Origin of the sequence: Microbispora sp. CSR-4 (genome assembly GCF_008033685.1) — a bacterium.
Classification (GTDB): Bacteria; Actinomycetota; Actinomycetes; order Streptosporangiales; family Streptosporangiaceae; genus Microbispora.
On the sequence record NZ_VJVX01000008.1, the window covers coordinates 98,402 to 122,863 of the forward strand.

A 24,462-nucleotide genomic window follows, 5' to 3' on the forward strand; every position below is an offset into this window, starting at 1 on the left:
CCTGTGAGCCGCGCGTGCCTGTGGCCCTTGTACGCCGCCGGGTTCACCACCGCCTTCGGCGCGCACGGCATCGCGGCCGGTCTCGGTGTGGCCGGTGACGGCGCGGGAGCGTCCCCGCTCCGGCCCGGCCTGCTGCTCGCCCTGTATGACGGCGCCGAGGTCGTGCTCGAACCGGCGTTCGGCACCCCGGCCGACCGGATCGGCCCGCGCCCGGTGCTCGAGGGCGGCGTGAATCAGGCCGCCGCGGCCGCCTGGTAGTTGCCCGGGCTTATGCCATAACAGCGGACGAACCAGCGGGTGAGGTGGCTCTGGTCGGCGAACCCCGCCTCGGCCGCCGCGTCGCTCAGTGAACGGCCCTGCGCGATCAGCCGCCGGGCCGTACGCAACCGGAGCAGGCGCTGGTAGTCGCTGGGCGCCATGCCGTACACGGCACGGAAGGCGCGATAGACCGCGAACCTGCTGCGCCCGGTCACGGCGGCGAGGTCGTCGGCGGTGACGTCGGCGAGCGGGGCGTCCTGGAGGTGGCCGCGCACCCGCTCGGCGATGCGGCGGGCGTCCGCGGAGGTGGCCTCCCGAGCCCGCACCGGCCGGGTGGCGGCACGCCGGACGATCGAGGAGACGACGGCGGTCAGCAACTCGTCGCGGCGGAGGACGCCGGCGCCCCCGAGCAGGGCCCTGTGCAGCGCCCGGAGCCCGGCCGCGAGCGCCGGGTCGCGTACGACGGGGTGGGGGAACAACGGCGGCCCCGTCTCCCGCCCGGCCACGTCGCCCAGCACGCCGGTGACCAGCTCGGGCCCGATGTGGACGATCCGATAGGTGAACCCGAGGGCGTCGGCGGCGTGCCCGTCGTGCGGGTCGTCCGGGTTGAACGCCATGACCATGCCCGTCACGCTCGTGTGCGCGGCTCCACGGCAGGTGAACGCCTGGTGGCCCTCCTCGGTGACGCCGAAGGAATAGGTCTCGTGGCTGTGCCGGTGATAGACGTGCTGCGCGAAGTGGGCGTGCATGGCTTCCAGCGACCGGTCGGGAGAGCGCCAGTAGCGGGACCAATCCTGTGCCACCCCACCATTGTGCGGGGCGCACGAGCGTACAAGACCGCCCGGGTGCGTGCGGGCAGGCTGGGGCGCATGCGTTTCGACACCAAGATCGGGATCGTGGTCCGGGAGGACCTCGCCGTGTGGCAGAAGCTGAACGTGACGGCGTTCCTGGCGAGCGCGGTCGCGGGGGGAGCCCCCGAGGTGATCGGGGAGCGGTACGAGGACGGCTCGGGCACCTCTTATCTGCCGATGTTCCGCCAGCCCGTGCTCGTCTACGCCGCCGACCCCGCCGGGCTGGCCCGCGTGCGCGCCCGTGCCGTCGAACGCGGGCTCGCCGCGGCCGTCTACATCGAGGAGATGTTCAAGACCGGCAACGACGTGGACAACCGCGCCGCCGTACGGGCCGTCACGGCCGAGGAGATGCCGCTCGTCGGGCTGGCCGTCTACGGTCCCAGGAACGCCGTGGACAAGACGCTCAAGGGGCTCCCCCTGCATCCGTGATCCCCTCCGCGACTCCGAACAGGGGGAGGCAGGGTGCGAGGTTGTGGATCTCGAACCCGTCCGGCGTCCTCCACTCGTCGCGTGACAGGCGCACCCGCTGCTGGACGACGGCCTCGCCCCTGCGGTTGAAGACCCCGATCCCGTCCTCCCGATAGCCGAGCTTGCGGGAGACCGCCAGCGAGGCGGCGTTGTCGGCGAAGGCGGACGACCGGGCGTACCGCGCGCCGAGCCCGGCGAAGGCGAGGTGCAGGACGGCCGCGCGCATCTCGGTGCCGATGCCCTTGCCGTGGAAGCGCCTGCCGAGCCACGAGCCGGTGGCGACCTCCCGGGTGACGGCGAAGTCGACGGCCCGCATCTCCTGTACGCCGACCACCTGGCTCTCCCACACCGTCACGAACGAGCACGCCCAGTGGCCGGGAGACCAGGTGCCCCACTGCCGGAAGTGGACCTGGACGGTGGAGCGGGCGCGTTCGTGCGGCGGGGCGTCCGTCCACGGCTCGCCGAACGGCATCTCGCCCGAGTCGTGCACCCCCTCGGCGGCCCGATCGGCGAGCGCGTCCAGGTCGTCGAGGCCGGGCAGGCGCAGCTCCAGCCGTGGGGTGGTCAGTCGTAGTGCCAGGAGCGGCCAGTGTCGCATGGCACGATCGTGACAAGATCGGCCGCCCGCTGGACAGCGGTTTTTGCCGAAATAATCGGTTTCCGCCGGTCCGGGGGTGCGGCTAGTCTCTGGTGCCGCCCTGAGCGCCGGGGCCGACGGGCCCGGCGCCGACCAAGAGCGCCGACCAAGAGCGCCGACCAAGAACGCGGACGGAGAACGCGGACGAAGAACGAAGAACGCGGGCAGAAACCGGGGACGAGAAACCGCATGCCCGACCCGCTCAACACGCCGGCCGCCGAGCTTCCCGTACGCCGGCTCGGACCCGGGGACCTGGATCGATGCGTCGCCCTGAGCGTGGACAGGCACTGGGCCCCGGAGGAGCGCAAGTGGCTGTTCCTCCTGGAGAACGCCGAGGTCTACGCGATCGACGCCCCTTCGGGAGATCTCGCGGGCACGGTCGCGCTCACCCGATATGGCACGACAGCGGCGGGCATCGGCATGATGCTCGTCGCCACGCGGTATGGCGGACGCGGGCTGGGCCGCCGGCTGATGACGCACGTGCTCGACACGGCCGGTGACGCGACCGTCTTCCTCTGGGCCACCGAGTTCGGCCGGCCGCTGTACGAGAAGCTCGGCTTCGAGACCGTGGGCGTGACCGAGGCGCGCGTGGGGCGCCTGCGCGTCGGGGACGACCCCGTACGGACGAGGCCGGCCGACCTCGACGCCGACCTCGACGCCGATCTCGGCGCCCTGCTGGCGCTCGACGGGGAGGTCTTCGGCGCCGACCGGGCCGAACTTCTGACGCGGTTGTTCGCCTTCGCCGAGGAGGTAAGGGTCACCGAGGACGAGACGGGGCTCACCGGTTACGCCGTGTCGTGGCGCAACGGCGGCACCCTGTTCATCGGGCCGGTGGTCGTCGACGACGAGGAGGCCGCCCACGCGCTCGTGATCGACCTCGCACGCCGGGCCGACGGGCTGGTGCGGATCGACGCCGACCGCTCCCGGCCGAGCCTGCTGCGCCGGCTCGGCGAGCGGGGCCTTTCAGAGGCGTTCTCGACGTCCTTCATGGTCCGCGGCGGCAGGCCGATGCCCGGCGACCGGGCCCGCATGTTCGCCCCGATGATGCTCGCGATGGGCTGACCTCGGTCGATCCTCATCGGGCCGCTCCGATCGGGCCGCTCCGATCGCCGTTCCGGCCGGGCTGCTCCCGCCGCCGCCTCCGGGAAGCCGCTCCCACGGAGCCGCTTCCCCTGGTTGCTCTCGCCGGGCCGCCCCCACCTGGGCCGTTGCCAGCGGGCGGCGCGGGCGCGACGCGGCCCTGGTCTGGGCGGCTCTGATCCGGGCGGCTCTGATCCGGGCGGCTCTGGTCTGGGCGGCTCTGGTCTGGGCGGCTCTGATCCGGCTCTGATCTGGGCCGCCTACCGTCGCGACAGCCGGTGGCACACCGGCGCCCGCGCCGCGGCGGGTCGTGTCGTCGCCGCGGGCGGGTGCCTCGCGAGACGAAGGAGCCGGACGTGAACGATCCCGTCATCCACGCCACGCACCCGGAACGCGCCGAGCCGCGCATTGCGCCACCCACCGCGCCACCCACCGCGCCGCACACCGCGCCACCCACCGCGCCGCACACCGCACCACCCACCGCGCCGCAGGCCCTGCCGCACACTGCGCCGCAGGCCCTGCCGCACACTGCGCCGGACGCCGGGCCCCGCACTGCGTCACTTGCTGCGCCGGACGCCGGGCCCCGCACTGCGTCACTTGCTGCGCCGGACGCCGGGCCCCGCGCTGCGTCACTTGCTGCGCCGGACGCCGGGCCCCGCGCTGCGTCACATGCTGCGCCGGATGCCGTGCCGGATGCCGTACCGGATGCCGTGCCGCCGGACTCCGGTGGGCCGTACGAGCAGGCCGCGGATGCCTTCCCGCGCCTGCTGCTGGAGGCGCTGCGCGGCGCGCCCGGCACCCCCGCCTTCGAACATGGCGACAGGATCGTCTCCCGGGGCGAGCTGCTGGACCTCATCGGACGCATGGCCGGTGCGATGCGCGAGGCGGGGCTCGGCCCCGGCACGGGCGTCGCGATCCGCACCGGGCTGTCACCGGAGGCGTTCGCCGCCCAGACGGCCGCGCACGTGCTGGGCTGCCGCGTCGTCAGCGTACGGCCCGGGTATACGCCCGGGCAGCTCGCCGACGTCCTCGGCGTGGGCGTTGACGCGGTGATCCTTGATCGATCGACGGCGACGCCGGACCTGCTCCACGCCGCCGGACCGGCCACGGTGCTGTCGCTGGGGCCCGTTCCCGGCGCAGAAGACCTGGTGGCTCATCCCGGCGACGGCCGCTTCCCCGGCGTGACGGCACGCCCGGACGACGTGGCCCTGCTGACCTTCACCAGCGGCAGCACGGGCCGGCCGAAGGGCTGCGTGCTCACCTATCGGGCCATGGCGGCGCACTGGTCCAGTTATCGCGGCTGGTCGTCGATCGCGCCCGGTTTCGCGGAGTCCTTCGAGCGCTACCTGCTCTTCGGCACCCTGTCGAGCCTGGTGGTGCTGGAGTTCCTGGCGCCGTGCCTGCTGTCCGGCGGCACCGCGGTGATCCCCGAGGAGGACGGCCGTCCCCTGTTCCCGTACGCGATCGAGCGGCACCGGATCACCGGCGCGATCGTGACCGTGCCCCGGGTGTGCCAGATGCTCGACCTGCTCCGCGAGGAGCGGGTGGACGTCGGCAGCCTGCGCGCGCTGACGGTCTCGGGGTCGCCCTTCAGCCCGCACCGGCTGCTGGAGGCGCTCGACCGGCTGGGCCCGGTCGTCCATGTCGCGTACGGCGCGACCGAGGCCGGGATCATCTCCCTGCTCACGCCAGGGGAAGGCCGCGACGCGCCCACCTCGGTCGGCCGCCCGCACCCCAGCGTGGAGATCAGCGTGCGCGACGAGGAGGGCCGCCCGGTCGGCACGGGACGCCCCGGCGAGATCCACGTGCGCAGTCCCTTCCTGATGGCGGGCTACTGGAACCTGCCGGAGGAGACCGGCGACGTGCTGCGGGACGGCTGGCTGCGCACCCGCGATCTCGGGCATCTCGACGAGACCGGCCTGCTGCACCTGGCCGGCCGCACCAGAGACGTGATCATGGTGAACGCGATCGTCGTCTACGCCGGTCCCATCGAGAAGGTGCTGGCCGGTCACCCCGACGTGGCCGAGGCGTACGTGACCGGCGCGCCGGACGAGCGGACCGGGGAGGCCGTCCACGCGTTCGTCGTGCCCGCTCCGGGCCGCGCCCCGGACCACGCCGCCCTGACGGAGCTGGTGCGCGCCGAGCTCGGCGCCGACAGCGTGCCCCGGACGATCACGACGGTGTCCTCCGTGCCGGTCGCGCCGAGCGGAAAACCGGACAAGCGTGCCCTGCTGGAGCGGCATCTGTCGTCTGCGCTCTGATCCGTCTCTGAGAATCACCCGCCAACACTGGTGAAACTTCAAGCACCCCAGTGAGGGAGGCGTCAGTGCCGGACAACATCCTGGACTACCTGGTGATCGGTGCCGGACCGGCGGGCCTGCAGATGGGCCACTTCCTGCACCGGGCGGGGCGCAGCTACCGGATTCTCGAGGCGGCGCCCGAGCCCGGCGCGTTCTTCCGGACCTTTCCCCGCCATCGCACGCTCATCTCCGTCAACAAGAAGTACACCGGATGGGACGACCCGGAGCTCAACCTCCGGATGGACTGGAACTCGCTGCTGTCGGACGACCCCCGTCTCCTGTTCACGCACTACAGCGACCGGTATTTCCCCGCCGCCGAGGACCTCCTCCGCTATCTGGAGGACTTCGCCGCCTTCCACGGCCTGCACGTCACGTACGACGCCCGGGTCGCGGAGATCACGCGCCCGGACGCCGCGGGGCCGTTCACGGTGACCGACGAGCACGGCCGGACCTACCGGGCGCGGCGGGTGATCGTCGCGACGGGGGTCACCCGGCCCAACGTCCCGCCCATCCCCGGCATCGAGACGGCCGAGCCGTACGGCACGCACTCGACCGACCCCGCGAACTACACGAACCTGCGGGTGCTGATCATCGGCAAGGGCAACTCGGCCTTCGAGACCGCCGACAACCTCGTCGAGACGGCCGCGGTCATCCACGTGGCCGGGCCGCGCTCGGTGCGCCTGGCCTGGCGGACCCACTTCGTGGGTCACCTGCGCGCGTTCAACGCCAACTTCCTCGACACCTATCAGCTCAAGTTGCAGAACGCCGTGCTGGACGGCGACGTCAGGCGCATCGAGCGCCGGGCCGACGGCTCCTACCTGGTCACGGTGGCCTTCGTCCGGGCCGACGAGGTCACCAAGGACATCCCGTACGACAAGGTGATCGTCTGCACCGGATTCCGGTTCGACGCCGCCATCTTCTCGCCCGAGTGCCGTCCCGAGCTGACGATCGGGGACCGGTTCCCCGCGCTGACCCCGGCGTACGAGTCGGTCAACGTGCCCGGTCTCCACTTCGCCGGCACGCTCACCCAGTCGCTCGACTTCAAGCGCGGCACCAACGCGTTCATCCACGGTTTCCGCTACGGCGTGCGCGCCCTGCACCGCTTGCTGGAGCACCGGAATCACGGCGTCCCCTGGCCGGGCCGCGACCTGCCCGCCGACCCGGACGCCCTCGCGGCGGCCGTGCTCGAACGGGTCAACCGCAGCTCGGCGCTGTGGCAGCAGTTCGGAGTGCTCGCCGACATGATCGTCCCGCACGGGAACGGCGGCATGCGCTACCTGGAGGAGCTGCCGCTCGACCTGCAGGGCCCGCCGCTCGGCGACGCGGGCCACTACGCGATCACCCTGGAGTACGGCCCGCACCATGACAAGATCGACCCCTTCGACATCAGCGTGGGGCGGATCAGGCAGAGCGACGCGGAGCGGGCGGACGAGGGCCACTATCTCCACCCGGTCGTACGCCGCTACAGAGGCGGCGTGGTGGAGGCCGTCCACCACGTGACCGAGAACCTGGAGAACGACTGGACCTCGGAAGAGGTGCACCTGCGCCCGCTCCGGGACTTCTTCCAGCGTCAGAGCCTCCCTGTTTCGGTGTGACGGCCGTGCTGGCGACGATCCGGGACTTCGAGGCGGCGGCCCGCGCCCGGCTGGACCCCGCCCACTACGACTATTTCGCCGGTGGGGCCGGCGACGAGGTCACGGTGAAGGCCAACGAGGCGGCGTTCGCCCGGCTCGGGCTGCTGCCGCGTGTCCTGCGCGGCGCGGGAACCCCGCAGATCGGGGTCACCCTGCTGGGCAGCCGCATGGCCATGCCGGTGCTGGTGGCGCCGACCGCGTTCCACCGGCTCGCCGACCCGGAGGGGGAGAAGGCCACGGCCCGCGCGGTGGCCGCCGCGGAGACCATCATGATCGTGAGCATGGCCGCCACGGTCGCGGTCGAGGACGTCGCGGCGGCGGCGCCGGGCGCCACCCTGTGGTTCCAGCTCTACGTGCAGCCCGACATGGCGTTCACCGAGGCGATCGTCCGGCGTGCCGAGAAGGCCGGCTGCGCGGCGCTGGTCGTCACCGTGGACTCGCCTGCCCGGGGACGCCGGGACCAGGACGTACGCAACGGCTTCGACGACCTGCCCGAGGGCATGCACTGCGAGAACCTGCGCGACGGCGACGGCGACCACGACGCTGACGGTGACGGCGACCGGGGCCCGGTGCGGCCGATCGTCATGTCACCGGCGATCTCCTGGGAGCATGTCGATCTGCTGCGGCGGATGACCCGGCTGCCGATCGTGCTCAAGGGCGTCACGCATCCCGCCGACGCGCGCCTCGCCCTCGACCACGGCGTCTCGGCGCTGTACGTCTCCAATCACGGCGGACGGCAGCTCGACACCGTTCCCGCCACCGTCGATCTGCTGCCGGAGATCGTGGCCGCCGTCGGCGGGGCCGTCCCGGTGCTGGTGGACGGCGGGATCCGGCGCGGCACCGACGTGGTCAAGGCGCTGGCGCTGGGCGCGTCCGCCGTCGCGGTCGGCCGTCCGGTGATCTGGGGCCTGGCGGCGGGCGGCGAGTGCGGCGTGGCCCGCGTGCTCGAAATGCTGCGGGACGAGGTCGAGCACGCGCTCACCCTGTGCGGCCTCGCCTCGGTCCGTGACCTCGAACCGGGATTGGTGCGGCGATGCTGACGGCGGTGTGGGCGGCCGCGGCCGTCGTGGTCGTGATCAGCCTGCCCCGGTGGCTGCCCGGGCGGGTCGTCGCGCTGCGCGGCTGGGTGTTCACGAGGATCAACGGCGAGGAGAGCATCACGGTGCCCGGCGACCTCGTCGGCGTCGACCGGTTCAGGGAGGTCTACTCCCATCCGGCCGCCTCCGGCCGGAGCGAGGGCGCCGCCCTGTCGGACCTGTTCTGGTATTGGCTGTCGCCGGGGCCCGAGATGCACCAGGAGCACCTGGAGGCCGGGGAGCGGTACGACGCCGTCGCCCTCGCCACGCGCCGCATCCTGTCCGTGCCGCGGGCGCGGGTGGAGGAGCTGACCCGATCGTGCGTCGTACGGGCACTGGAGGGCGGGCGCGGGGACAGACGTCGGGTGGTCCGGCTGCGCGACCTGATGATGCCGGTCTGGGCGGAGTTCTCCTACGAGCTCGTCTTCGGCGAGCCGTGCCCGCCGCATGCCCGTGATCTCATCGTCGGCAACGCGGACGACGTCGTGACCGCGCTCAAGTGCTGCGGCCTGCGGCACATGGACCGGCGCGACCGGCTGACCGCCTATCTCGTCGAGTCGCTGCCCCGCGTGAAACACGAGCTGCCCGCGGGCCTGACCACCCGGGAGTGCGCGCTGTATCTCCAGGGCGCCTTCTTCAACACGGCCGTCGTGCAGATGTCGGAGGCCACGGCCCATGTGCTGATGGCGCTCGCCCGGCACCCGGACGTACAGGCCAGGGCGCGGGCCGGAGACGACCGCTACCTCGACCAGGTGATCGCGGAGACGCTGCGGCTCTATCCGCTCTTCGGCATCGCCCACCGGATCACCACAGGCGACATCCCCCTCGGCGAGGACGTCGTCATCCCGGCCGGTTCGGTGCTGTGCTTCGACTACCCCGCCTTCCACCGCGCGGGCTTCCCCGACCCCGGGCGTTTCGATCCCGGCCGCTTCGCCCCCGGGCACGCCCCGGTCAGGGAGCTCAACCACATCCCGTTCGGCATGCCGGCGAACCGTCCCTGCCCGGCGTGGCGGCTCGCGCCGCTCGCCCTGCGGGTCGCGGTCCGGGAGATCCTGCGGGCGTACGAGCTCGACTCCACCGCCGCGCACACCCGGTCGCTGCCCAACCGGGGACCGTGCCTGCTCACCCCCCTGGATCCAGCAGGCTCGGCGGCGGCGCGGCACGGGCCGGGACGCCGCCTGACGCTGCTGTACATGCGGCTCAAGGACGGCTGGGAGGACGTCTGGCGCAGCCTGGTCCAGCTCGTCCTCGGCACGTACATGGTGTGGGACGCGCGGCGGCTGCGGCTGTGCGAGCGCCACTTCTCCGGCCACGCCCGTCCCGAGGGCACGTAGACGACCCGCCGATCTCCGGCTCCGGTCAAGATCTCAGGCCCCGCCGGATCTCCGGCTCCGGCCCGCCGATTTCAGGCCCCGAACGAGTCACAGGTTCCGAACGAGTCACAGGTTCCGACCACGAGCGGAGGCACTTGCCATGCCCGTTCCGGCCCTTCTCTCCGTTTCCGCCCCTGATTCTCCCCCCGCCCTCGCCGCCCTTGCCGAGCAGGCCCAAGCGGTCGATCCCAACCTGGAGCTGGTCCTCAGGGTGCTGCCTGCCCTGGCCGTCATCCTGCTGACCGCCGCGGTGTGCGGCCGGCTGGCCAACATGGTGCTGCAGCCGCGTGTTGTCGGCGAGATGGTCGCCGGCGTCCTGCTCGGGCCGACGCTGCTCGGCGCGGTGTTTCCCGACGCGCAGGAGGCACTGTTCCCCGACGAGGTCAGGCCGGTCCTGTACGTGCTCAGCACCCTCGGCCTGACGTTGTACATGTTCCTGGTCGGGGCGGGGATCGACCACGACGCCCGGGAGCCGGGCGAGCTGCGCAAGGCGGGCGTGCTCGCGGCGGCGGGCATCCTCTCTCCGGTGGTGCTCGGCGGCGCCGCCGGTCTCGCCCTGTGGGACAGCCTCTCCCGCCCGGACGTCGGCCGGATCGAGTTCGCCCTGTTCCTCGGGGGAGCGCTGTCGCTGACCGCGTTCCCCATGCTCGCCAGGATCCTGTACGAGCGCGGGCTGCAGAACTCCCGTATCGGCCGGGTCGCCCTGCTGGCCGCCTCGATCGACGACGCCGCGGCGTGGTGCCTGCTCGCGGCGCTGTCGGCGGTGCACCTGGGCGGCGGCACCGGTGACACGCTGCGCACCATCGCCCTGGCGGCGCTGTTCGCGGTGGTGATGCTCGGGGTGGTGGCCCCGCTGCTGCGCCCCCTCGGCCGCCGCGTCGCGCGGACCGGGAGCCTCAGCGCCGGAGCCGTGTACGTGATCGTGCTGGTGCCGCTCACGGCCGGATGGATCACCGACGCGATCGGCGTCTACTCGGTCTTCGGCGGCTTCATCGCCGGGTTGTCGATGCCGCGCGATCCGGCGTTCCGCGCCGTTCTGCACGGCCGGATGATGGACGTCGTATCGACCCTGCTGCTGCCCGTCTTCTTCGCGTTCTCGGGGCTGAACACCCATCTCGGCGGCATCGCCGGAAGCTCCGCGCTCCTGACGTTCGCGCTTATTCTGGCCCTGGCCTTCTCCGGGAAGTATTTCGGCTGTTCGCTGGCGACGCGGGCGTTGGGATTCGGCTGGCGTGAATCCTGGGCCATGGGCGCGATGATGAACGCCCGCGGACTGATGATCCTCATCTTCATCAACATCGGCCTGGCACAGGGCATGATCACGCAGGAGCTCTTCGCCATGCTCGTCCTCGTGGCGGTGCTCACCACCGCGGGGGCCATGCCCCTGTACAAGCTCGCGCTGCCGGAGCGCCACGAGCGGGCAGGCGCGGCGACCACGGGGAGCGCGACCCCGGTGGGCGCGGCGGCCGGCGAAACCGGTTTCAACTAATTTCATGTGTGAATTCGGACATTCGCAGAACACGGAGGGAGGTTTCCGGGGAAGGCGTTCCGAAGTCTGGAAATTTCCCAATTGTGGTGCCACGGTGGTCCGGTGGCACGGATATCGGGGACATCCGAACCGCGCTCCATGCGCCTGCTGCTCGTGGAGGACGACCGCGAGCTGGGAGACATGCTGGTCGAGGTGTTCGCCGACCAGGGCTACACGGTCGACCTGGCGCTGGAGGGCCAGCGGGGCCTGCATCTGGCGCTGAGCCGCGGCTACGACGTGATGATCATCGACCGTGGGCTGCCAGTGGTCGACGGGCTCGATCTGCTGCGGCGGCTGCGCAAGCAGGCCGTCACCGCTCCGGTGCTGATGCTCACCGCCTTCGGCGCCCTCGCCGACCGGGTCACCGGACTCGACGCGGGCGCCGAAGACTATCTGGTCAAGCCGTTCGAGATCGAGGAGCTGCTGGCCAGGGTGCGCGCCCTGCACCGCAGAAACCTGGACCAGGCCGCGCTGCTGCCGCTCGGCGACGGCTGGCTCGACTCCGCGTCCTGCACCGTACGGCTGCCGTCCGGCGAGCAGGTGCCGCTGTCCGGCCGGGAGTGCCGGCTGCTCCACGCGCTGGCGGCCCGCCCCCGGCAGGTGCACACGCGTACGTCGCTGCGGCAGCGGATCTTCGACGGCGCCAGGACCGAGGCCATCGTGGACACCTACGTCTACTACCTGCGCGCCAAACTGGGGCACAACGTCGTCCGTACGGTGCGGGGCGTGGGGTATCGCCTGGGTGAGCTGTGACGGCCCTGCGGTCCTACGACCCCGAGCGGCGCCTGCTGACCCGGACACGCCGCCGGATCACCGCGCAGGTGGCGGCCGTGTTCTCGCTGGCGATCGCCCTCCTGGGCACGCTGGTCTACTGCGTGGTGGTGGACGAGCAGGACGCCACCGCCCGGCGTGATCTGGCCGTGGCCGCGATGTCGGCCCCGATGGACCACCCGCCGCCCTGCGTATGGCTGTTCGAGCTCCGGGCGGGCACCCTGCGGAGCACCCCGGGGGCGCCGGAGAACCTGCCGGTGCGCGAGGAGCTCGACCGGGTCGCCGCCGACGGCCGCACCCGGGTCGAGGTCGCGGAGATCGGCGGCGCGACCTACCTGGTCCGTACGCAGTGGCGCGGCGACGCGCTGCAGCAGGCGGTGATGGACCTGTACTACCCCGTCACCGAGCGGGAGCGGCTGCTGCGCACGCTCTGCGCGGCCGAGATCGCGGCTCTGCTGGCGGCGTTGCTGATCGGCCAGGTCCTCGCCCGCCGGGCGATCGCGCCGCTGGGCGAGGCACTCGACCGGCAGCGCCGGTTCACCGCCGACGTCAGTCACGAGCTGCGCAGCCCGCTGGCCCGGCTGCACGTCCGCGCGCAGCTCGCCGCCCGGCGCCTGCGGCGCGAGCCCGATCCCGATCTCGTCGCAGGCGACGTCGACCGGCTGGTCACCGGCATCGGGCAACTCGGCGAGGTGATCGACGACCTGTTGCTGTCGGCCCAGCTCAGGCAGCGCCGCCGGCCGTTCGAGCCGGTGGACCTGGGCGCGCTGGCCGAGGAGTCGGCCGACGCCGAGGCGGCCCGCGCCGGGCAGCGCGGGGTGACGATCGACGTGCGGCGGGGTCCGGGTGACCATGTCGTGCGCGGAGCGCCGTCCGCGCTGCGCCGGGTGATCTCCGCGCTCCTCGACAACGCGCTCCGCCACACCTCGGCGGGCGGCCACATCAAGGTGACCGTGTCTTCGGAGGAACAGACCGTACGGCTCAGCGTCCGGGACGACGGCGTGGGTCTGGACCCGCGTGACGGCGAGCGCCTGTTCGGCAGGCATGCCGGATTGCCCCACGCCGGAGGTCTCGGCATCGGCCTGGCCCTCGTGAGCGAGGTGATGGACGCCCACGGCGGCACGATCGAGGTGGACGGGCGGCCGGGAGCCGGGGCCGCCTTCACCATCCGCCTCCCCCGGGCGGCGCCGGACCCCGCGCCGCGTCTCGCCCGGGTCCTCCTGCCCCAGCAGGCGCACGGCGAGACGAACCGAACGCCCGAGGCGACCACCTCCGGCCACGGCGACGCCTCCCTGTAGTCCTCCGACCTGTAGTCCTCCGCGCCGTTTTCCGGGCACGGGCCGTACGCGGCCGGCTGCGAGACCCGGAGGCGGGCAGGGGGGCGGATACGGGACGGGTCGGCCGCGGGACGGGTCAGCCGCGGGACAGGTCAGCGGCGGGATGGGGCCGGTCGGCGGGCCGCCGACAGCAGGGCAAGCGCCGCGGACCGGGCCCGCTCGGCGGGGCCGGTGGCCGTGCCCATGGCGGCGGCGACGATGGCCCCCTCCACCAGCAGCAGGAGCTGGTCGGCGAGCGCGTCCGGATCGGCGGCGCCCGCCTCCGCCGCGAGCGTGCCGAGCCGTTCCCGCAGCCCGTTCTTGTGCGCCCGCGCCGCCGCGGCGACGGGCGGTGACGTCGGGCCGATCTCGCCGAAGGCGTTGATGAACGAGCAGCCGCGGAAGTCCGCCGTGCCGAACCACTCGGCGAGGAAGCCGAAGACGGCCGTCACCCGGTCGCCGGGTGCGGCGGCGCGGGCGACGTGCTCGTCCAGGGACCGCGTCCACCGCCGGTCGCGATGCTCCAGGTAGGCCTCCACCAGCGCGTCCTTCGAGGGGTAGCTCTGGTAGAGCCGCTTGAGCGAGACCCCGGCCGCGTCGCGGATCTGGTCCATGCCCACGGCCTGGATGCCCTGGGCGTAGAACAGTCGCTCGGCGGCGTCGAGGATGCGGCGGCGCGCCTCGTCGCCGTCGATCCGCCCGCGCCGAGCGGTGCCCGTGCCATCGGTGTCCCCCGACCCGCCCCGGCCGGCGTCCGCGTGCCGTACGACCTTCGACCCGCCCCGAGCGGGGTCCGTGCCTCGGTCGTGCACCGGACCGCCGCGAGCGGTGTCCGTGCCTTGGGTGTCCGCCGACCCGCCCCGAGCGGTGCCCGCGCTCTGTGGTGCCACCGACCCCCTCCTCGCCCGCGAAAACGGTCGTTCTCTAGGATACGTATGGAGAACGATCGTTCTCCAGCTTGGGAAGGAGAGCCTGATGAGCACACGTCCCCCGCTTCCGCCGTTCACCGAGGAGACCGCCAGGCAGAAGGTGCAGGCCGCCGAGGACGCCTGGAACACCAGAGATCCCGAACGCGTCGCGCTCGCGTACACGGAGGACTCGGTGTGGCGCAACCGCTCGGAGTTCCTGACCGGGCGAGAGGAGATCGTCGCCTTCCTGCGCCGCAAGTGGGAGCGCGAGCGTGACTACGCCCTGCGCAAGGACCTGTGGACCTTCGGCGGCGACCGCATCGCCGTACGGTTCCAGTACGAGTGGCACGACGCCGAGGGCCGGTGGTGGCGCAGCTACGGCAACGAGTTGTGGGAGTTCACCGCAGACGGCCTGATGAGCCGCAGGGAGGCGAGCATCAACGACGTGCCGATCGAGGAGAGCGAGCGGCGCATCCACGGCCCGCGCCCCGAGTCCGAACGCGGGGCGGCCATCCCGCTCGCCTGACCATGCGCTCGGTCATCTGATCGTGAGTGCGCCTGACCGGCCGGATCGCGCGGCCCGCCTGATCCGGGGCGCGGTCGTCCGATCGGGGACGCCGCTCGGGTGATCGGCCGGGCGACGTGGCCCCCTGATCGGGCGCGGTCGCCTGATCGGGCGCGGTCGCCTGATCGGGCGCGGTCCCTGAATCGGCCGGGGTGGCACGGCGCGCCCGGCCGAAACGTGCCCGCCTTGTCGACGGCCGGTTGTCCGCACCGGCCACCTGGGGCCGGGTCACCCGATCATGCTGCCGAGGGGCCCGGCGCCGAGGGGGCCCGTGCGGAGCGCGTCCGGCGCGCAGGCCGGGCAGTCGGGCGCCGCCGGATGGCGTGTGTAAACGTGCTGGTCCGGCGCGACGAGGTTGACGCCCGTGACGTAGCTCCCCGAGGTCGTGGGCATCCCGGTCAGGAACGCGATGACCGCCTGGGCGGTCAGGTGACCCGAGACCCCGGCGGAGGGCGCGATGACGTCCGGCCCGCCGAGGTCGAGGGGGATTCCCGGCGCGAGCGGGGCGTCGACGCTCGCGGTCAGGCACTCGTAGCACGGGCCCTCGGGTGTGAACGCCGCCACGCTCACCAGCGCGAGCCCGAGAACGAGCACGCGCGAGCGTTTGAGGCGCACCTGGGCATCCCAGCCGTGATCGCGTGGCGCGAGGCCGCTGCCGTGGAAGAACGCCGCGTTACGCGAGTAGCGTTCCAGCTCCCGCGGGCTGAGCTCCTCGGGCCGCGAGCCGGCGGCGTCCTCCACATATCCGGAGGTGAGCAGGCGATCGACGATGCCGGTCGCCTCGGCCTCCGTGAGCCGAGGGTACGCACGGCGCAGGCGGGCGACGACCTCCTGCGGAGTCCTGGTGCCGTCCATCGCGTTCAGAGCCGCCCAGACGTGCCCTTCCGGGTCGTTGATCTCCCGGGTGGTGCCGCCGATCCGGATCCGGTCGTTGCCGTACCGGTGGGGGCGGTGCTGGGTTTTCACACGGGGCAACCGCAAGGCGACCTCTCGGCATCGCGACCGGGACAGTAATCGACAGGTGGATCTTTCTGGACTTGACCATATATGTCAAGACGAATGCCGAAGCAGCATGCCCCCCTGCGTACGGCGGCGACGAGGTCGATTCGTCCGGCCCGAGCAGGTCAGGGCCGCCGGCCGGTGCGGGAGCCGTACGTGGATGGACCGGCCCGGACACGTACGTGACCGCATAATGCCTGGCAGCCCCACGTGCGCGGCTAAATGTCGTAGGGCTCGGCTACGTTCCGGATCATGACAGACCGTTCCCCCAACGGCTCCCCCAACAATGCCGCCGAGTGGGCGCGACACAGCAGGCTGCGGGTGGTGCCGCAGGTCCAGCCTCGCAAGCTGGCGAAGGTCCCCTTCGTCGAGCTGGCGGACGGCAGGCTGCAGGGCGTGGTGTCGAGCGGCTCGGACATCGGCCGGGTCTACGTCTCCTCCATCGCCGCCGGCACCCACAACTACAACTGCAGCACCAACAACAACCGCCCCTGCGGCGGCCTGTACGGCTCGCCGTGCAAACACCTGCGGGCCCTGGTCGCCGAGGCCGTCGTGCAGTACGGCGCCGACCGGGTGTCCCGTTATCTGCGGGTCGAGGTCCCCGAGGGCGCGGATCTGGCCGACTGCCTGGGCGGCGTCCACGAGCCCGCCCCCGCCGCGGTCGTGTTCAGCCGGTTCCTGCGCCACCTTGCCTATCTGGAGGTGCCCGGCACGACCCTGCCGATCCCGGAGCTGCACTGGTTCCCGGCCACGGGGACGGTGGGCTGATGCTCGCCGTACAGCTCGTCGCCCTGCTCGGCGGCGACCAGGGAAACGCCGGTGAGGGGACGGAGGAGGCGCTCGCGCTGCTCGACGGCTTCGACGACGCCCTGGTGCACGGCCTGGCCCGGCTCGCCGACGAGCGCGCCGAAGCGGTGGCCGCGCTGGCCGCGGCGTTCGCCGCCACGCCTCTCGGCGACCGGCTGGCGGAGGCCGTCGACGCGGTCGTGTCCGGTTCGATCACGCAGGAGCACCTGACGGCGCTGGCGGGCGGCCGGGTCGCGTTGTCCGGCGCCGTACACGACGCCCTGCTCGAAAGCCTGGACACGGCCCTAGGACGGGAGCGAGCGGAATGGCCGCCGACGCCCGGCATCCCTGAGGCGGCGAGCGACTCCGGCGCCCAACCGGCTGGTCGGCCGGCCGCTGAGCCGTCCACGCAACCGGCCGGTCGGCAGGCCGCTGAGCCGGCTGCGCAACCGGCCGCTCAGCCTGTCGCGCCACCCGCCAGCGAGTCGGCCGCTCAGCCTGCCGCGCAACCGGCCGGTCAACAGGTCGCTCAACCGGCTGGTCGGCCGGCCGCTCAGCCTGCCGGGAACGTGCTCGGCGGCGTCCGGTCCTGGCTGCGCGAGCTGGCCATCACCGGCTGGCGCGGCGTCGACCACGACCTCGTCTCCGCGGCTGACCAGGTCATCGAGGCCCTGCTCGCCGCGCCGGGTCTGCGCAGGCTCGCGGTGCTGATCGACGGCTTCGCCGCCGAGCTGCGCGCCTCCTGCCCGATCGGCTCCGCGGAGCACCTGCCGGTGCGGCGCTGGGCGGATCTGTGGACCCGCGCCCTGCTGCTGTCGCAGGACGGCGTGCTGACCGGAGAGCCGACCGGTGAACCCGGGCCCGCCGCCATGGTGTCGGGACGGCTGCTGGTGCTCGGCGTCGACGTGCACGAGCACGGCACCGCCGTACAGTTCCAGGTGCACGCCGTTCTGGAGCCCGCCGACGGCGGCACGCCCCGGCTTGTGCGCACCTCGGTCACGGCCGCGAAGGTCGACACCATCGTCGGGACCGCGCTGTGGAAGCTGCCGCAGCGCCACAAGGTGCTGCTGGCCGCGCTGGCCGACCGCCGCAGCATCGAGATCGCCGACGTGCCCCTGCTCGACAGCGGCGACCTCGTCTGGCACGACGACCGCGCCTTCGTGAGCAAGCCCGCCGACCCGTTGGCGACCGCCCGGCTGTGCCTGCCCGGCGCGCTCGCCCCGGCGGTGCCGCCCCTCGATCGCGTTCCCGTACGGATCGCCGAACCCGTGCTGGTGGAGGGCTACAAGGTCACCAAGGACGGCTCCTTCGACCTGGACGGCACCCTGCTCGCCGTGGACACGGAACGGCTGCCCGACTGCGGCCCGCTCACGCCCAAGCTGGTGGCGGCCTCGTCGGTGTGCGTGGGACTCATGCGGTGGGACGGCGGCCGATGGACGCTGCAGCCGCTCGCCGTACAGGCCAAGGTCAAGCGCGAGGCGGTCGTGGTCGCCACCGGCGACTGGGCGCTCGGCCCCACCGACCCCAAGGCGGCCAAGGCCGAGGCCAGGGCCGCCGACGCGGTCGCCGTACTGCAGGAACGAGCCGGACGGTTGCTGCGACGATGAGCGACGACACCCCCACGACCGGCATCCCCGCAGCCGGTGCCCTCACGACCGGCGTCCCCACGGCCGGTGAAGAGGGACTGCCGAGCGCCGGCAGCTCCACGAGCGACATCCCCGCCGCAGGCGTCTCCGCGACTGGCGTTCCCGCGACCAGCGGCTCTGCGACCGGCGTCCCCACCGCCGGGGAAAGCGACCTGACGAGCGGCGGCATCTCCGTGGCAGGCGAAGGCGGTCTGACGGGCGCCGAGCGCAACCGGCGTCAGGTGCTCTACTGGCGGCTGCTCGCGCGGCTGTTCGACCACGACGAGCAGCCCGCGCTCGAGACCGCCAACGTCGCGGTCGTCGGCGACCTGGGCCTGCCCGCCGGGTTGCTCGACCCGGCCGTTTCGGTCGACTCGCTGGTGCAGCGCTTCCCCGAACTGGCCGCCGAGTTCGAGACCCTGCTCACGCCGGGCGAGCACGTGCCGGGCGGCGAGGTGCGCCGGGCGGCGCTGGTGTCGAAGCTGCTGCTCAACGTCTTCGCCACCGGTTCGGGTGACGTCAGCGCCACCCGGCTCGCGACCTGGCAGAAGGACGCCGCCTGGCTCAAGCGGGCCCTGTGCGCGGGGCAGGCGCCCGGACCGGGATCAGGCGCCGGACCGGGCGCAGGGCCAGGCACCGCGCCGGGAGCGGCGGGCGGCGACTCGGGAGCGGAGGCCGAGAGCGGTCCGGGGGCCGGGCCCACGGCGGGGCACGGGCCGGGTGCCGGGTTCAGGATCGGCGACGACGACCTGGCCAAGGCGCTGGCCGGCATCGAGGCCGAACTTGTCAGCCGCATGCGGCTGCGCGAGGTCCTGGCCGATCCGGCCCTGGCGCGGCAGCTCACGCCCAGCATGTCGCTGGTCGAGCAGTTGCTGCGCGACAAGGCCAACCTGTCGGGGGTGGCGCTGGCCAACGCCAAGGCGCTGATCCGCAGGTTCGTCGACGAGGTCGCCGAAGTGCTGCGCACCCAGGTCGAGAAGGCCAGCGTGGGCGCGATCGACCGGTCGGTGCCGCCGAAGCGGGTGTTCCGCAACCTGGACCTCGACCGCACGATCTGGAAGAACCTCACCAACTACAGCCCCGAAGACCAGCGGCTCTACGTCGACCGGCTCTACTACCGGCGCACCGCGAGGCGTACGACGCCGGCCAGGATGATCGTGGTGGTCGACCAGTCGGGTTCGATGGTCGACGCGATGGTCAACTGCACCATCCTGGCGTCCATCTTCGCCGGGCTGCCCAAGGTCGACGTGCACCTGGTGGCGTACGACACCCGCGCGCTCGACCTCACCCCGTGGGTGCACGATCCGTTCGAGGTGCTGCTGCGCACCCAGCTCGGCGGCGGCACGGACGGCACCGCCGCCCTGGCACTCGCCCAGCCGAAGGTCGCCGACCCCCGCAACACGGTGGTCGTGTGGATCTCGGACTTCTACGAATGGAACAGTCCCGCCGTCTTCGCCGGGATGGAGGCGCTGCACCGGTCCGGCGTACGGCTCATCCCGGTGGGCTCGGTGGACAGCGGCGGCCAGCAGAGCGTCAACCCGTGGTTCCGGCAGAAGCTCAAAGACCTGGGCACGCCGGTGATCTCGGGCCACATCCGCAAGCTCGTGTTCGAACTCAAGAACTTCCTCGCCTAGGAGACCCCCTCACATGACCAACGAGATGCTCCGCGCGCCCGCCGAGGTGAAGTACGCCGAGGAGCTCGACTGGCTGGAGTCGATCGACGACGGCCCCAAGCCGTTCTCCTGGCGGCTCAGCCCCCGAATGGTGCGGCTGTTCGTGCTCGGCAGCGAGCGGTCGGACGGCCTGGACCGTGAGATCCCGCAGAAGTGGTTCGGCGACCGGGGCTTCGTCGAGCGCAGCATCGTGACGCTCGCCTCCGACCGCGGCCTGCTGCTGATCGGCGACCCGGGCACCGGCAAGAGCTGGCTGGCCGAGCTGCTGTCGGCCGCCATCTGCCGCGACTCCACCCTGGTGGTGCAGGGAACGGCGGGCACCACCGAAGACCACATCAAGTATTCGTGGAACGTCTCGATGGTGATCGCCAAGGGCCAGTCCCGCGAGTCGATGATCCCCTCGCCGATCATGACGGCCATGGAGCAGGGCATGATCGGCCGGTTCGAGGAGCTGACCCGCGCCACCAGCGACGTGCAGGACGCCCTGATCTCGATCCTGTCGGAGAAGTACGTCTCGATCCCCGAGCTGGACACCGACAACACGGTGTTCGCCAGGCCCGGGTTCTCGATCATCGCCACCGCCAACAGCCGCGACCGTGGCGTCAACGACCTGTCCTCGGCGTTGAAACGGCGTTTCAACTTCGTCCGCATCCCGGTGGTGACGAGCAAGACCAGCGAGGCGGAGATCGTCCGCTTCCGCACCACCGAACTGCTGCGCCGGCACCGCATCGAGCTGGACGTGCCGCCCTCGCTCCTGGACATCCTGCTGCAGAGCTTCGCCGACCTGCGCGCCGCGGCGGCGTCGGCCACGAGCGAGGACGAGAAGCTGGAGTCGGCCCTGTCCACCGCCGAGCAGATCGGCGTGCTGGAGGACGCCATCCTGCACAGCCACTTCTTCGGCGACCGGACGCTGCGCGCCGAGACGCTGGCGGGTGCCCTGGTGGGCTCGCTGGCCAGGCGCTCTCCGGAGGACCTGGCCATCCTCAACAAGTATTGGCACGGCGTGGTCGAACCCCGCAGCAAGAACGACGGCGGGGAGTGGACACGGTTCCTCGACGGTGGCCGCCAGGCGATCTCGACGCTGTCATGAGCACCTTCGACGCCCTTCGGGAGCAGCTCCTCGACGCCGCCGCGGCCTTCTCGGGTGGCGGGGACGCGCCGCCTGCCCGGACGCTGGCGGGCATCCTGTCCGGCATGGTCGACGACGTCGACCGCATGCTGCGCGAGGAGCTGGAGATCTTCCCGGTCTGCCACCACTCACCGGCCTCCGCCCTGGCCATGACCCGGAGGCTGCGCGACAAGCGGCCCAAGGTCGTCTACCTGGAGCTGTGCGAAGACCTGCGTCCGCTGCTCGACGAGCTGCGCAACTGCCGGCTGCCGGTGGCGTTGCAGGCGTTCGCGACCGATCTCGACGGATTCCCGCCCGGCTCCGGGCCGCTCAGCGTGATCGCGCCGGTCACCGAAGCGTCGGCGGAGTATCAGGCCATCGCGTACGCGCTCGACACCCCCGGCGTCGAGATCGTGCTGGTCGACCGCTCGGTGGACCACGTCTTCCAATGGCTGCCCAAGGAAGGCGACGGTTCGGCTCCCCAGCAGGAGCCCGGTGAGGCCGGAGACGGGCAGGGCGACGAGGCGGCGCTGCACGGCGACGCCGTGGGCGTCGAGATCGGTGACCTGCGGCCGCGCTTCGCCGAGCTGGAAAGGCACCTGCTGCACCACGGCAAGGTGCGGCACTGGTCGGAGTGGTGGGACCAGTACGTCGAGCAGACGCTGACCGGGGCCGACTACGCCACCTACCGTCAGGCGATGGCGCTGGTCGGCAGCCTGTTCCGGCGGCTGCGGCCCGACGGGGACGGGCGTGTGGCCGTCGACGAGGAACGCGAGCGCTACATGTGGACGCGGATCCGCGAGCACCTCGCCGCGTCGGGTGCCGACCCCGCCGACTGCCTGTACGTGTGCGGGGCCTTCCACGCCGTCAGCGACGTCGCCGAGTTCGGCCTGCGCTCCGAGGCGGTGCCGTACGAGATCGGTCCGCGTACGGGCACGCGCTGGCTCTACGGGCTGATCCCCTCCAGCCACTCCGCGATCGAGGCGCAGTTCGGCCTGGCCCAAGGCTCGGTGTCCATCGCCGCCGCCACCTGGGCCAAGGCGGTCAAGCGCGGCGGCCTCACGCCCCACCGGCTGGCCGGGCAGCAGGACGGGCCGGGGAAACGGGCCGGCAAAACCACCCAGGCCGCCAAGTCCGGTGTCAGAGCCGCTGCGAGAGCCGGTACGGGAACCGGTGCGGGAGCCGCCAAAACCGGCTCGGCCACGGCCACACCGGCCGTCGCCGAGCCGGTGGACGACCGGCTGTCGGGATTCCTCGCCGGCCCGCCAGCGCTCGACGGCCTGGATGAGGACGAACTGCGCGGATGGTGCGTCGACATCGTGCGGCTGGCCCGCCGCAACGGCTATCTGGCCAGCACGGCCGACGCCATCGCCGTGTTCGAGACGTCGATCCTGCTGGCGGGGTTGCGTGGGCGGGCCAGGCCCACGCCGTACGACTTCGCCGACGCGGCCGTCACCTGCATCGAGAAGGACGCCGTGCCGGGCCGCCGGGACGTCCGCCGCCTGTGCGAGATCCTCCTGGGCGGCGACAAGATCGGGATGGTCGGCTACGAGGCGCTGCCCCCGCTGGTCCGCGACGTGTACGACCGGCTGGAGCCTCTCGGGCTCGACCTGACCAGGCGCACCCAGCACCGGGTGCTGCTCGACCTCAAAGCGGATCCCGAGCTGGAGCCGTGCTCCGATCTGCTGTGGACGCTGCGTTACCTGCTGCCCGAGGGCGCGGTCCGGCCGATCATGGGGGCACGCCGCCTCGGCGAGCGTCCGATCCAGGAGAGCTGGGACGTCGCGCTCGGCAAGCACCAGCGGGAGATCATCGAACTGGGCTACGAGGGCGTCACGGTCGAACAGGTGCTGGAGCAGCGGCTGCGCCGCACGGCGTGGGACCCCCAGGCCACGGCGGGGGTCGCACTCGCGGCCGTCGAGGACGCCATCCTCTACCTGGGCGGCCGCCGCCTCGCCGGCGAGCTCGGCGCCCGCGCCGTCGAGCTGCTGGCGGCCGAACGCACGGTGGACGACGCACCCGAGGTGCTGCGCCGGATCAGGCGGCTGCTGACCTACTACCGGTCGAGCGAACCCGAGCTGCCCGCCTGGTGCGAGGACTTCGTCACGGCCGGATACGCCCACTACTGCACGCTGCTGCCCACCGCCTTCGCCGACGACGACACGGGCGTGCGCCAGGTCGGCGCGATGCTCGGCTTCCTGTTCACACTGGAGAGCCTCGCGCTGTCGCTGGGCTGCGACCGCGCCCAGCTCGAACTCGCCGTACGGCAGTCGCACCCGCGAGCCCCGGCCAAGGTCGCGCTGCTGTGGGCGGCGCAGACGCAGCTCGGCCTGCTCACCCGGGAGGAGCTGCGCGCCCGCTGCGACGAGCTGCTGGCCAACCCGCTCGTCGTCCCGGCCTATCCGCTCTATGTGAGCGGGTTCGTCCAGGCGCTCGAACCCGTCCCCGGCCTCGCGCCGTTCGTGGTCGAGGCGCTCTCGAAGGCGTTCGCGCGGCTGCCCGACCCCGTCCTGCTGCCGTGGCTGCCGAAGCTGATCACCACGTTGCGCAGGCACGCGCCGGAGCTGGTCCCCGTGCTCGTCCGCGAGGCCGGGCGGACCTTCCCCGGCACGCTGGCCGAGCTGGACGCCTGGACCCCGCCCTGGGAACGGCCGGCCGCGCCGGCCCGGAAGCCCCGGACAGCGCCCGCGCCGAGAGGTCCGGTGCCCGCGCTGCTCACCCGGCATCCGCAGGCGTGCGACGCCATGGCCGCGCTGCTCGGCTGTACGGCGGAGTGGGGGAGCGCCGGGCCGGAGCCGGGTTCGGAACACGGTGCGGAGCGGGGTTCGGAGCACCGTTCGGAGCACGGCGAGGTGCGGGCCCTGCTCACCCGGCACCCGGCGACGACCGGCGCGGTCGCGGCCCTGCTCCGCCGGTGACGCCCGCGCTCACTCAGTGGTCCGCGATCACTCAGTGGTGGCGTCGGCGAGCAGGGCGGGGACGAGCGAGGCGAGGACGGCCCGGTCCTCCTCACGCCGAGGGGCATACTCGGTGATCCCCGAACCGGCCAGGGGAAAGCGGGCCGTCAGCGCGCGTACGGCGTCTCGCAGCGTCGCGACGGACAGGCCGCCCGCCTCCGGGTAGCTGAGCGACCCGAACTCCTCGGGGTCGAGTACGTCGAGGTCGATGTGGATATAGACGGCGGTGCCCCCTACACCGGCTCCGCCTCCACCCCGCAGTCGCCGCCGACCGGCCCGGTGCCCGGCGGCACGTGCGGGTGACACTCAGGCCCGGTGGTTCGTACGCGTGGAGGCCGGGCCTGGTGGCTCGTGCGCGTGGCGGCCCGGCCGGGCGGTGGGTGCGGGTGGTGCTCCAACCGGGGGTGCGTGCGAGTCGGTTTGGCCCGTCATGCCGGGCCTGTCGTGCGGGGCCTGTCGTGCGGGGCCTGTCATGCGGGGCCTGTCATGCGGGGCGTGCCGTGCGGGGCGTGCCGTGCGGGGCGTGCCGTGCGGGGCCTGTCGTGCGGG

21 protein-coding genes are annotated in these 24,462 nt (G+C 72.6%); 16 read left to right on the forward strand and 5 right to left on the reverse strand.

Going from position 1 to position 24,462, the window contains the following annotated elements; genetic code table 11:
• Nucleotides 1-3 precede the first annotated feature (3 nt).
• Nucleotides 4-258, forward strand: a complete 255-nt coding sequence (locus FLV34_RS09625; RefSeq protein ID WP_222709459.1) for a hypothetical protein — start codon at nt 4-6, stop codon at nt 256-258.
• Here FLV34_RS09625 and FLV34_RS09630 read toward each other — a convergent pair.
• The gene (locus tag FLV34_RS09630) at nt 234-1,061 is read right to left on the reverse strand and encodes an AraC family transcriptional regulator (RefSeq protein ID WP_261985717.1); all 828 of its coding nucleotides are present in this window, start codon (nt 1,059-1,061) and stop codon (nt 234-236) included. The two genes, FLV34_RS09625 and FLV34_RS09630, sit on opposite strands and share 25 nt — an antisense overlap.
• Nucleotides 1,062-1,127: 66 nt before the next feature.
• Here FLV34_RS09630 and FLV34_RS09635 point away from each other — a divergent pair, with 66 nt between their 5' ends.
• On the forward strand, nt 1,128-1,538 hold the full coding sequence (locus tag FLV34_RS09635; protein ID WP_142649052.1) for a DUF2000 domain-containing protein: 411 nt from the start codon (nt 1,128-1,130) through the stop codon (nt 1,536-1,538).
• On the opposite strand, the gene FLV34_RS09640 is transcribed toward FLV34_RS09635, so the two are convergent.
• Entirely contained in the window at nt 1,513-2,175 is a 663-nt protein-coding gene (locus tag FLV34_RS09640) for a GNAT family N-acetyltransferase (RefSeq protein WP_142649053.1), read from the reverse strand. The two genes, FLV34_RS09635 and FLV34_RS09640, sit on opposite strands and share 26 nt — an antisense overlap.
• Nucleotides 2,176-2,403: 228 nt before the next feature.
• On the opposite strand from FLV34_RS09640, the gene FLV34_RS09645 reads away from it, so the two are divergent.
• The 8 genes from FLV34_RS09645 to FLV34_RS09685 all read left to right on the forward strand — a co-directional run bounded on the left by FLV34_RS09645 (nt 2,404) and on the right by FLV34_RS09685 (nt 13,274).
• Nucleotides 2,404-3,276 carry a GNAT family N-acetyltransferase gene (locus tag FLV34_RS09645; RefSeq protein WP_147942915.1) on the forward strand — a complete coding sequence of 291 codons (873 nt, stop codon included), beginning with the start codon at nt 2,404-2,406 and terminating at the stop codon, nt 3,274-3,276.
• Between the two features lie 704 nt (nt 3,277-3,980).
• The gene (locus tag FLV34_RS09655) at nt 3,981-5,555 is read left to right on the forward strand and encodes a class I adenylate-forming enzyme family protein (RefSeq protein WP_222709460.1); all 1,575 of its coding nucleotides are present in this window, start codon (nt 3,981-3,983) and stop codon (nt 5,553-5,555) included.
• A 65-nt stretch (nt 5,556-5,620) separates the two neighbouring features.
• The gene (locus FLV34_RS09660; RefSeq protein WP_222709461.1) at nt 5,621-7,189 is read left to right on the forward strand and encodes an NAD(P)-binding domain-containing protein; all 1,569 of its coding nucleotides are present in this window, start codon (nt 5,621-5,623) and stop codon (nt 7,187-7,189) included.
• Nucleotides 7,186-8,268, forward strand: coding sequence for an alpha-hydroxy acid oxidase (locus FLV34_RS09665; RefSeq protein ID WP_205830502.1), 1,083 nt, complete (start codon nt 7,186-7,188; stop codon nt 8,266-8,268). The genes FLV34_RS09660 and FLV34_RS09665 overlap by 4 nt, the downstream gene beginning before the upstream one ends.
• A complete protein-coding gene (locus FLV34_RS09670) occupies nt 8,262-9,638 on the forward strand; it encodes a cytochrome P450 (RefSeq protein WP_147942917.1) in 1,377 nt (458 codons plus the stop codon). Before FLV34_RS09665 ends, FLV34_RS09670 begins: the two co-directional genes overlap by 7 nt.
• Nucleotides 9,639-9,777: 139 nt before the next feature.
• The gene (locus tag FLV34_RS09675; protein WP_147942918.1) at nt 9,778-11,166 is read left to right on the forward strand and encodes a cation:proton antiporter; all 1,389 of its coding nucleotides are present in this window, start codon (nt 9,778-9,780) and stop codon (nt 11,164-11,166) included.
• Between the two features lie 138 nt (nt 11,167-11,304).
• The gene (locus FLV34_RS09680) at nt 11,305-11,958 is read left to right on the forward strand and encodes a response regulator transcription factor (protein ID WP_205830503.1); all 654 of its coding nucleotides are present in this window, start codon (nt 11,305-11,307) and stop codon (nt 11,956-11,958) included.
• Entirely contained in the window at nt 11,955-13,274 is a 1,320-nt protein-coding gene (locus tag FLV34_RS09685) for a HAMP domain-containing sensor histidine kinase (RefSeq protein WP_205830504.1), read from the forward strand. The genes FLV34_RS09680 and FLV34_RS09685 overlap by 4 nt, the downstream gene beginning before the upstream one ends.
• 131 nt (nt 13,275-13,405) lie before the next feature.
• On the opposite strand, the gene FLV34_RS09690 is transcribed toward FLV34_RS09685, so the two are convergent.
• On the reverse strand, nt 13,406-14,182 hold the full coding sequence (locus tag FLV34_RS09690) for a TetR/AcrR family transcriptional regulator (protein WP_261985718.1): 777 nt from the start codon (nt 14,180-14,182) through the stop codon (nt 13,406-13,408).
• Nucleotides 14,183-14,264: 82 nt separating this feature from the next.
• Here FLV34_RS09690 and FLV34_RS09695 point away from each other — a divergent pair, with 82 nt between their 5' ends.
• On the forward strand, nt 14,265-14,726 hold the full coding sequence (locus FLV34_RS09695) for a nuclear transport factor 2 family protein (RefSeq protein WP_205830525.1): 462 nt from the start codon (nt 14,265-14,267) through the stop codon (nt 14,724-14,726).
• 267 nt (nt 14,727-14,993) lie between these two features.
• Here the strand turns inward: FLV34_RS09695 and FLV34_RS09700 are convergent, their stop codons facing one another.
• A complete protein-coding gene (locus FLV34_RS09700; RefSeq protein ID WP_147942919.1) occupies nt 14,994-15,731 on the reverse strand; it encodes a hypothetical protein in 738 nt (245 codons plus the stop codon).
• Nucleotides 15,732-16,016: 285 nt separating this feature from the next.
• On the opposite strand from FLV34_RS09700, the gene FLV34_RS09705 reads away from it, so the two are divergent.
• From FLV34_RS09705 to FLV34_RS09725, 5 genes are read left to right on the forward strand one after another with little or no spacing between them, the layout of a single operon-like run.
• Nucleotides 16,017-16,532, forward strand: coding sequence for a hypothetical protein (locus FLV34_RS09705; protein WP_205830506.1), 516 nt, complete (start codon nt 16,017-16,019; stop codon nt 16,530-16,532).
• Nucleotides 16,532-18,157, forward strand: a complete 1,626-nt coding sequence (locus tag FLV34_RS09710; protein ID WP_187280589.1) for a hypothetical protein — start codon at nt 16,532-16,534, stop codon at nt 18,155-18,157. Before FLV34_RS09705 ends, FLV34_RS09710 begins: the two co-directional genes overlap by 1 nt.
• A complete protein-coding gene (locus tag FLV34_RS09715) occupies nt 18,154-19,809 on the forward strand; it encodes a VWA domain-containing protein (protein WP_315985159.1) in 1,656 nt (551 codons plus the stop codon). The genes FLV34_RS09710 and FLV34_RS09715 overlap by 4 nt, the downstream gene beginning before the upstream one ends.
• 13 nt (nt 19,810-19,822) lie before the next feature.
• On the forward strand, nt 19,823-20,938 hold the full coding sequence (locus FLV34_RS09720) for an AAA family ATPase (protein WP_142649059.1): 1,116 nt from the start codon (nt 19,823-19,825) through the stop codon (nt 20,936-20,938).
• On the forward strand, nt 20,935-23,874 hold the full coding sequence (locus tag FLV34_RS09725) for a DUF5682 family protein (RefSeq protein ID WP_147942920.1): 2,940 nt from the start codon (nt 20,935-20,937) through the stop codon (nt 23,872-23,874). Before FLV34_RS09720 ends, FLV34_RS09725 begins: the two co-directional genes overlap by 4 nt.
• A gap of 27 nt (nt 23,875-23,901) precedes the next feature.
• On the opposite strand, the gene FLV34_RS09730 is transcribed toward FLV34_RS09725, so the two are convergent.
• Nucleotides 23,902-24,219, reverse strand: coding sequence for an arginase family protein (locus tag FLV34_RS09730; RefSeq protein ID WP_142649061.1), 318 nt, complete (start codon nt 24,217-24,219; stop codon nt 23,902-23,904).
• Nucleotides 24,220-24,462 lie beyond the last annotated feature (243 nt).